This window comes from Promineifilum sp. (SeqCode) (assembly GCF_041918635.1).
Lineage (GTDB): Bacteria > Chloroflexota > Anaerolineae > Promineifilales > Promineifilaceae > Promineifilum.
This window is the reverse complement of the sequence record NZ_JAYRVJ010000084.1, coordinates 1-7,772: the sequence shown is the minus strand read 5'-3', so window position 1 is coordinate 7,772 and position 7,772 is coordinate 1. Positions and strand designations below refer to the sequence as shown.

6 protein-coding genes and 1 pseudogene are annotated in these 7,772 nt (G+C 68.0%); 5 read left to right on the top strand and 2 right to left on the bottom strand.

Translation table 11 applies throughout. The features are described from left to right. A partial coding sequence (locus tag ACE3UY_RS02770; RefSeq protein WP_374686026.1) for a Lon-like protease helical domain-containing protein occupies positions 1 to 882 on the bottom strand: 882 nt, incomplete at its 3' end. Positions 883 to 1,191: 309 nt separating this feature from the next. On the opposite strand from ACE3UY_RS02770, the gene ACE3UY_RS02765 reads away from it, so the two are divergent. The 5 genes from ACE3UY_RS02765 (at position 1,192) to ACE3UY_RS02745 (ending at position 5,969) form a co-directional block, all read left to right on the top strand. Then, entirely contained in the window at positions 1,192 to 2,598 is a 1,407-nt protein-coding gene (locus tag ACE3UY_RS02765; protein ID WP_374686025.1) for an MFS transporter, read from the top strand. Positions 2,599 to 2,657: 59 nt separating this feature from the next. Beyond that, positions 2,658 to 3,116, top strand: a complete 459-nt coding sequence (gene bcp, locus ACE3UY_RS02760) for a thioredoxin-dependent thiol peroxidase (protein WP_374686024.1) — start codon at positions 2,658 to 2,660, stop codon at positions 3,114 to 3,116. Between the two features lie 134 nt (positions 3,117 to 3,250). Next, complete coding sequence (locus ACE3UY_RS02755; RefSeq protein ID WP_374686023.1) at positions 3,251 to 4,186, top strand: zinc-dependent alcohol dehydrogenase family protein; 936 nt, start codon at positions 3,251 to 3,253, stop codon at positions 4,184 to 4,186. Between the two features lie 100 nt (positions 4,187 to 4,286). After that, the gene (locus tag ACE3UY_RS02750) at positions 4,287 to 4,658 is read left to right on the top strand and encodes a YciI family protein (RefSeq protein WP_374686022.1); all 372 of its coding nucleotides are present in this window, start codon (positions 4,287 to 4,289) and stop codon (positions 4,656 to 4,658) included. Between the two features lie 60 nt (positions 4,659 to 4,718). Then, positions 4,719 to 5,969 (top strand): RNA polymerase sigma factor, encoded by a 1,251-nt coding sequence (locus ACE3UY_RS02745; protein ID WP_374686021.1) that lies wholly within the window; start codon positions 4,719 to 4,721, stop codon positions 5,967 to 5,969. Positions 5,970 to 6,060: 91 nt separating this feature from the next. On the opposite strand, the pseudogene ACE3UY_RS02740 reads toward ACE3UY_RS02745, so the two are convergent. Then, positions 6,061 to 7,772, bottom strand: a pseudogene (locus ACE3UY_RS02740) (hypothetical protein); the annotation flags it as partial.

Here is a 7,772-nt window from a genome sequence, read left to right as displayed (position 1 = left end):
TTGGACGATGACCGGCGCGCCCTCATCGGCGCTGTTGTCGATCAGGACGTTGGCCTCGTAGCGGCGCAAGTCCACCATCTGGTCGAGGTCTTTCTCGTCCAGCCCCGGCGCGGCGCGGATCACCTGGTCGAGCAGGTCGGCCCGCGCGGCGTCGAGATAGGCCAGCAGCGCCGGCTGGTCGGTATATTGCTCGCGCAGCCCATCAAACTCGTCCTGGATGGCCGCCTCCGTCACCTGCTGGTCAAGCTCGCGCCGCTTGTCGCGCGCGTCTCGCTCCAGCAGCCGGAGCTCGCGCAGGATGTGCTGCAACTCGACCTGGAGGGCGCGCCGGGTGTCGCGGCGGGCCTGGGCCTCGCCGTTGCCGCCGTTGGCGTCGCCTGCCTCCTCTTCCGGGACGACGGTCACCATCAGGCCGGATGGCGTTTCCTGCAGGTCAAAGCCCTGGTCGGTGGCCTTGCGCTCCAGCGCCGATAATTGTTCCTCGCGCTCCTCTGAGAGCTTCTCCTCCAGGGCGTGGACGGCGTCGCGATAGGAGCTACTCTCGAACGCCTGAGTCAGCGCCAACTGGACGGCCTCAATCATGCCCTTCAGGCGCTCAGAAAAGAGCGCGCCCTGGCCGGGCGGCAGGCTGATGGGTTGCGGCCGGTGGGCTACCTCGAAGTTGTGGACGTAAATCCAGTCATTGGGCGTCGGCTCGCGGCGGCAGCGCTGTTGCAGAAAGTGGCGGATAGCCATGCTGCGGCCCGTGCCCGGCGATCCCATGACGAAGATATTATAGCCCTTGCTCTTGAGCCCCATGCCGAACTCCAGCGCGCGGGTGGCCCGCGGCTGGCCGATGATGGACGTGGTCGGCTCCAGGTCGGCCGTCGTTTCGAAGGCCAAGCTCGCCGGATCGCACACCAGTCGTAGTTGGTTCGGTGACAGAGACTTCGCGTGTCCTGGCATTAGCTTTCTGATGCATTACCTCAGCTTATCGGGGGTAGATGAGAATCATACTGCCAGTTTGGGCGAATGGCAACAATGCTGCTTGGTGTCCGGTCGGGGGCGTGATAGCATTCAAGCCTATTGGCGACGGCTGAGATGGCCTTGCGGGAAGTAGCATGTTCGATCATGGTATTACACTGAATCCGGCATTCAACCTGGTCAGCGCTGTCAGCGTCCCGGCCGTTCCACTGAGCGCGAAGGAGCGAATTGGCCGGCGCGCCTAAACTGACGACAGGGACCAAGTTCATCTTTGGGTTGGGGGATTGGGGAACCTCAGCCGCGGCCACGGCGCGCAACATCTTTTGGTTTATCTTCCTCACCAACGTCGTCGGGCTGGATGCCGGTCTGGCGGGCTTTGTCGTCCTCATCGGCCGCGTCTGGGACAGTATCAACGACCCGCTGGTTGGTTCGTTCAGCGACCGCATGCGCTCGCGCTGGGGCCGGCGGCGGCCCTTCCTGCTGTTCGGCTCCATCCCGTTTGCCCTATCCTTCTTCCTGATGTTCTATGTGCCCCCTTGGCAGAGCGACGCCGCGCTCATCGTCTACTATAGTGTCGCCTTCTTGCTGTTCGACACGCTCTACACCATCGTCAACGTGCCTTACCTGGCGATGGTGCCGGAGTTGACCACCGAATATGACGAGCGCAGTAGCCTGACCGGCTGGCGCATCGCCTTCTCGATCCTGGCCGCGTTGATTACAGCCGGGGCGTTCAAGCTGCTGGCGGAGAACGTTTTCGCCGTCTGGTTGGGCGGGGGGCCGGCGGCCATCCGGCAGGGGTACATGCTCTCGGCCGGGTTGTGGTCGCTGACCATCGCCATCCCCTACTTGCTGGTCTTTCGCTTCGTGCGCGAGCCGGACGTGGAACCGGTGAGTTCCCCCATCCGGCCGCTGCAAAACTTCCGCGAGGTTTACGCCAACCGCCCTTTCCTGCTGGCGGCGCTCATCTACCTGCTGTGCTTCACCACCGGTGACATCATCCTGGTCGTCCTGGTGCGCTACCTGATTGACTACATCCGCGTCACGCCCGGCTTCGACAGCGTGGTACTGGTGATGGTGCTGGGCATGGCCTTGCTGAGCACGCCGTTCGTCGTCCGGCTGATGCAGCGCACCGACAAGCGCACCGCTTACCTGATCACCATCGGCTTCATGACCGGCGTGCTCATCGTGGCGACGTTCGTACCGCCCGGCGCGCAAAACGCCATCCTCATCGGCGCGGGGCTGGCCGGCATCGGCTACGCGGCCATGAGCGTCATCCCCTGGGCCATCGTCGGTGACGTGATCGAGGCGGATGAACTGAAGACGGGCGAGCGGCGCGAGGGACTTTATTCCGGCTTCCTCGTCCTGTTGCGCAAGTGGGCGTCGGCCTTCGCCATCTTCGCCGTTGGCCGGCTGCTCTCGGAGACGGGCTTCATCAGCTCGACCACCGGCAGCCTGTTCATCGAGCAGCCGGAGAGCGCGCTCAACGCCATGCGCTTCCTGGTGAGCATCATCCCGGCCGTGGCGCTGGGTATCTCGCTGGTGCTGGCCTGGCGCTTCCCGATTGACCGCGAGCGCTATGAGGAGATCCGCCGCCAGCTCGATGAGCGGCGACAACAATCCACCAGCGTCGTATAATCCAGGCGCGACGCGCTTTCTGAAGTGCGTCGCACCTCACATGCAAAGGAATAAACACCATGCTTAACGTTGGCGATCCCGCCCCCGATTTCGAACTACTCTCCGACGAGAACCAACTGGTCAAGCTGTCCGACCTGCGCGGCCGGCGCGTCGTCCTGTTCTTCTTCCCCAAGGCCGACACGCCCGGCTGCGCAACCCAGGCGTGCGGCTTCCGCGACCGCTTCCCGCGCATCGAGGCCGGCAACGCGACGGTGATCGGCCTCAGCCCCGACTCGCCCGCCAAGCTGGCGAAGTGGCGGGCCAAGGAGAGTCTGCCCTACACGCTGCTGTCCGACCCCGACCATCAGGTGGCCGAGGCATATGGCGCGTGGGGCGAGAAGCAGATGTTCGGCAAGACGTATGACGGCATCCTGCGCAGCCACGTCATCATCGGCGCGGATGGGAGGCTGGAGGATATTCGACTCAGGATCAGCCCGCAGGAGAGTGTGGATGCGGCGGTGGCGTTTCTGGAGGAATGAAGAAGGAAGAATCCGCAGATTTCGCAGATTAGGCAGATTGATGCTAGGTAGGGGCGGGTTTCAAACCCGCCCGTACAGCCGGGGAAACCGATCTGCGCGCGATTCGATTTGACAGGTGTGGACCGCCGGGCGAGGTGCTGCGGCTGGAGGAGTTGCCCCGGCCGGAGCCGGGGCCGGGCCAGGCGCGACTGCGCCTGACCCACCGGCCGATCAACCCGTCTGACCTGCTGACGGTCAGCGGCGACTACGGCCGCTTGCCGCGCCTGCCGGCCACGCCTGGCTTCGAGGCCGTAGGCCGCGTCGAGGCGCTGGGCGAGGGGGTTAGCGGCTGGCGGGCCGGCGACCGCGCCATTCCACTGAGCGCCGGCGGCACGTGGTGCGAGTCCGTCGTCGTGGACGCGGCGCGGCTGCTGCCCGTGCCCGACGCGGTGAGCGACGCGACGGCGGCGCAGTTCGTGGTCAACCCCGTCTCGGCCTGGGTAATGCTGGAGCAGGAACTGGCGCTGCGGCCGGGGGAGTGGGTCTTGCAGACGGCCGCCGGCTCCACGCTGGGCCGGCTCGTCTTGCAGATCGCTCAACTGCGCGGCTACCGGATGGTCAACCTGGTGCGTCGCCCGGAGCAGGTCGAAGAGTTGCTGGCGCTGGGGGCCGACGCCGTGTTCTGCACCGAAGCGGGGAACGTGGTCGAGCGCGTGCGCGAACTGACCGGGGGCGGCGTGCGCGGCGCGCTGGAGGCGGTTGGCGGGGCGACGGGGGCGCTGGCCGCGCGTTGCCTGCGGCCCGGCGGGGTCATGCTAGTTTACGGTATGCTGGGCGGCGAGCCGCTGCCGCTGCACAACGGCGAGATGCTCTTTCGCGGCCTGACCGTGCGCGGCTTCTGGCTGACCTACTGGTTCCGCAACACGCCGCCCGACCGGACGCTGGGCACACTGACGACGCTGATGCAACTGATGGCCGAGGGGCATCTCGTCCCGCCGGTCGAGGCGTCATACGACCTGGCCGACTTCCGCGCCGCCGTAGCTCACGCCGCGCGGCCGGGGCGGCGCGGCAAAATTCTGCTGACTGGATGATGTAGGAGCGGGTTGTCGAAATCGGCCGTTCTCATTCGTCATATTGATAGACAGGGGCAAATCGCCCACATCAATATCAATAGACAAGGAGACCCAGACCATGCAGTACATGCTTTTGATCTACGTTGACCCGGCCACCTATGAGGGCGTCACCGAGGCGGAGAACGAGGCCGAGATGGCCGAATACTTCGCGCTAGGCCCCTCTTTGCGCGAGCGCGGCATCCAGCTCTCGGGCGAGGCGCTCCAGCCCGTGACGACGGCGACGACGGTGCGCGTCCGCGACGGCAAGACGCTGACGACCGACGGCCCCTTTGCCGAGACGAAGGAGCACCTGGGAGGCTTTTACCTGGTGGATTGCGCCAATCTGGACGAGGCCATCGACGTCGCCAAGCGCATCCCGGACGTGCGGCGCGGCTCGGTTGAGATTCGGCCGGTGGTGGACTTCTCCAACGTGCCCAATCCCAATGCCTAAACCGATCGTGGCCGGGCGGGCCAGCGCCCGCCCGGCCGGCCTGTGTCTGTCCTCTCTTCTGTGAGCCTTTCGTCCCCCGTCGAGCGCGTCTTCCGCGAGGAGCACGGCCGTGTGCTGTCCATCCTCATCGGCCTGCTGGGCGATTTCGCGCTGGCAGAGGACGCGCTGCAGGAGACGTTCGTCGCTGCGCTGGAGCATTGGCCGCGCCAGATGCCGGACAACCCCGCGGCGTGGCTGGTGGCGGTCGGCCGCCGCAAGGCCATCGACCGGCTGCGCCGCGACAAGAACCGGGAAGAGAAGACGGCGCTGCTGGCCGACCCGCGCCCCGATCCCCTGGACGACCCCGCCGCGATGGACGAGACCGCCATCCCCGACGAGCGCCTGAAGCTCATCTTCACCTGCTGCCATCCGGCCCTGTCGCTGGAGGCGCGGGTGGCGCTGACGCTGCGAACGCTGGGCGGGCTGGACACGGCCGAGATCGCCCGCGCCTTCCTCGTGCCTGTGCCGACGATGAACCAGCGCCTGACGCGAGCCAAGACGAAGATCCGCGCCGCGGGCATCCCCTACGAAGTGCCGCCGGCGCGGGCCATCCCGGAGCGGCTCGATGGGGTGCTGGCCGTGCTCTACCTGATCTTCAATGAGGGGTACGCGGCCACGGCCGGGGACGACCTGATCCGTCAGGAGTTATGCGCCGAGGCGATCCGGCTGACCTCGGCGCTGGTCGAGCTGCTGGCGTCGCGGCCCGATCTGGGGCCGCAGCCGGAGGCGATGGGACTGCTGGCGCTGATGCTGTTGCACGACTCGCGCCGGGCGGCCCGCGTCGACGCGGCCGGCGACCTCGTGCTGCTGGAAGACCAGGATCGCGGGCGCTGGAACCGGGCGGAGATCGACGCCGGGCTGGCGCTGCTGGATCGGGCGCTGGCCCTGCGCCGGCCGGGGCCGTACCAGATTCAGGCGGCCATCGCCGCGCTGCACGCCGGGGCGCGCGCGTCGGCCGACACCGATTGGCCGCAGATTGCCGCGCTCTACGGCGAGCTACGGCGCTACGCCCCCTCGCCGGTGGTGGAACTCAACCGGGCGGTGGCCGTGGGCATGGCGCGGGGGCCGCTGGCCGGATTGGCGCTGCTGCAGCGGGCGGAGCTGGCCGAGGCGCTGGACGGCTACCACTGGTATCACGCCGCCGTGGCCGACTTCCTGCGCCGCGCCGGCTACCGCGGCGAGGCCCGCGCGGCCTATGTGCTGGCCCTCTCCCTCTGCGAAAATCGGGCCGAGCGGACCTTCCTCACCCGCCGGATCGAGGAGGTCGGCTAAGAGCTCACGCAAAGCGCGCAAAGAAGCAAAGAACGCCAAGAAAAATCATCTCTTGGCGTGCTTTGCTTCTTTGCGCGCTTTGCGTGAGCTCTTACGGCCCGACTATGACGACATCGGGCAGCGCCAACCGCCCATCGGGCAGCGGCCCCTCCGGCCCCAGCGCCGACACCGCTTCCAATCCCTCGACCGGCTGGTAGAAGCCCACGCCTAGCCGGTAGTCGCCCGGCGGCAGGGCCGAGAGGTCGAACGTCACCGCGTCGGCCACGACCTCCCCCTCGATCCACTGGCCGGTCGGGTAGCTGTCGCCGGCCGGGGCGCTGTCTACCTGGGCGGCGATGGCCCCGGCGGCGTCGATCAGGTGGACGAAGCGCGTGTACTCATCGGGTACGTCGCCCAGCGCCTGCCAGTAGAGTGTGAGGCGCAACCCCGTCCCCTCCCGCGCCAGCCGGTAGCCGTGTAGACCGATAAACGGTTCGTCGGTGCGGCCAAACGTCGCTTCGGCCGGGGAGAGGCCGTCGGGCAGGGCGAAGGCAGGTTCGTGCGGGCGCGGCTGCCACACCCCATTGGCCCACGTCAGCAGCCCCACGCGGCGCATAAGCGCCTGCCCGTCGGCGTCGTAGAGGCGCATGACGAGCGGGTAGTCGCCCTCGGCCGGGGCCGCATCCGGCAGCCGCAGCGCCAGCCAGTCGGCCGTCCACTGCCCGGCCGGCCAGAGCGTACTCGGTTGGAAGCCGTAGCCCGGCTGCGCGTCCAGTTGCGCCAGTACCCCGCCCGCCGCGTCTTGCAGCCGCCACGAGAACTGGTAGCGCGTCCCCAGCGGCCGATCCGTGTACCAGGCGAAACGGCCGTCAAGCGTCGTCGGATCGCGCAGGGTCAGGCTGGTAGCCCGAACGTCGAGGGAGTCGTTCGTTTGCTCCCCTGCTCCCCCGCTCCCCCGCTCCCCCGCCTTTATCCTGACCGGCCGCAGGAAAAGCTCTCCCCTCGTCCCGCCGGACGGCATGAGCGGGCGCGCGCCGTCGATGGTCAGGCGCGGGACGTAGAGGCCGGGCGGCGCGTCGGACGGGATGGGGAGGTTGAATACCACCGTTTCGCCGGCCAGAGGGTGCGTCGCGGCGGCGACGATGGGCGGCTCGGCGGCATCGTTGGGCGTCGGCCGGGCCGAGGCGGGCGTAACGAGGGCCAGCGTCGCCGCGCGGCCGTCGCCGGGGGCGACGCTGAGCGTCACGGTGAGTGTCTGCCCGGCCACAATCTCATCCCCGCTGTAGCCATATTCGTGAAGCCGCGCCCCGTTCTCGAAGGATACGCCCTCTACGTCGTGGTGCAGATAGGCCATCTGGGCGAAGTCCCAGGTCAGGTCGCCCCGCGGCAACGCCCGATTTTCCCCGCGCCAGAGCAGGCCGAGGAGGACGAGCGGGACGATGACGGCAACCGCACCCGCCGCCAGCCGGCGCGTTTGGGCCGGGCCGGGCCGCTCGCCGGCCGCCAGCAGCGCTATCACCACGAGCAGCGCCCCGAGCGATAGAAGTTCAGACACAAGCCGCACCGGCGTGCGCCTTAGCGCCAGCGTGAAATGCGATTCATCCCCCGTCAATGCCGCCGCCGCCAAGCCGGAACCCAGTTCCGCCTCGAGGACAGCGCCGGTGCTATCCTCTGGGCGCAGCCAGGTGGGCCAGGCCAGCGTGGGGAACAGCACCGTGGTCTCGCCCGAGCCGATGTCCAGCGCCCACACCTGCCGGACGGCTCCCCGCTCCAGCAGTTCCGCCCCGTGCAGTTCGCCCGCCAGGGCGACGGCGCGGTCGCGCT

Coding starts and splice junctions, on each gene's coding strand:
- bcp (WP_374686024.1), top strand. CDS start 2,658: ATGCTTAACGTTGGCGATCCCGCCCCCGATTTCGAACTACTCTCCGAC.
- ACE3UY_RS02750 (WP_374686022.1), top strand. CDS start 4,287: ATGCAGTACATGCTTTTGATCTACGTTGACCCGGCCACCTATGAGGGC.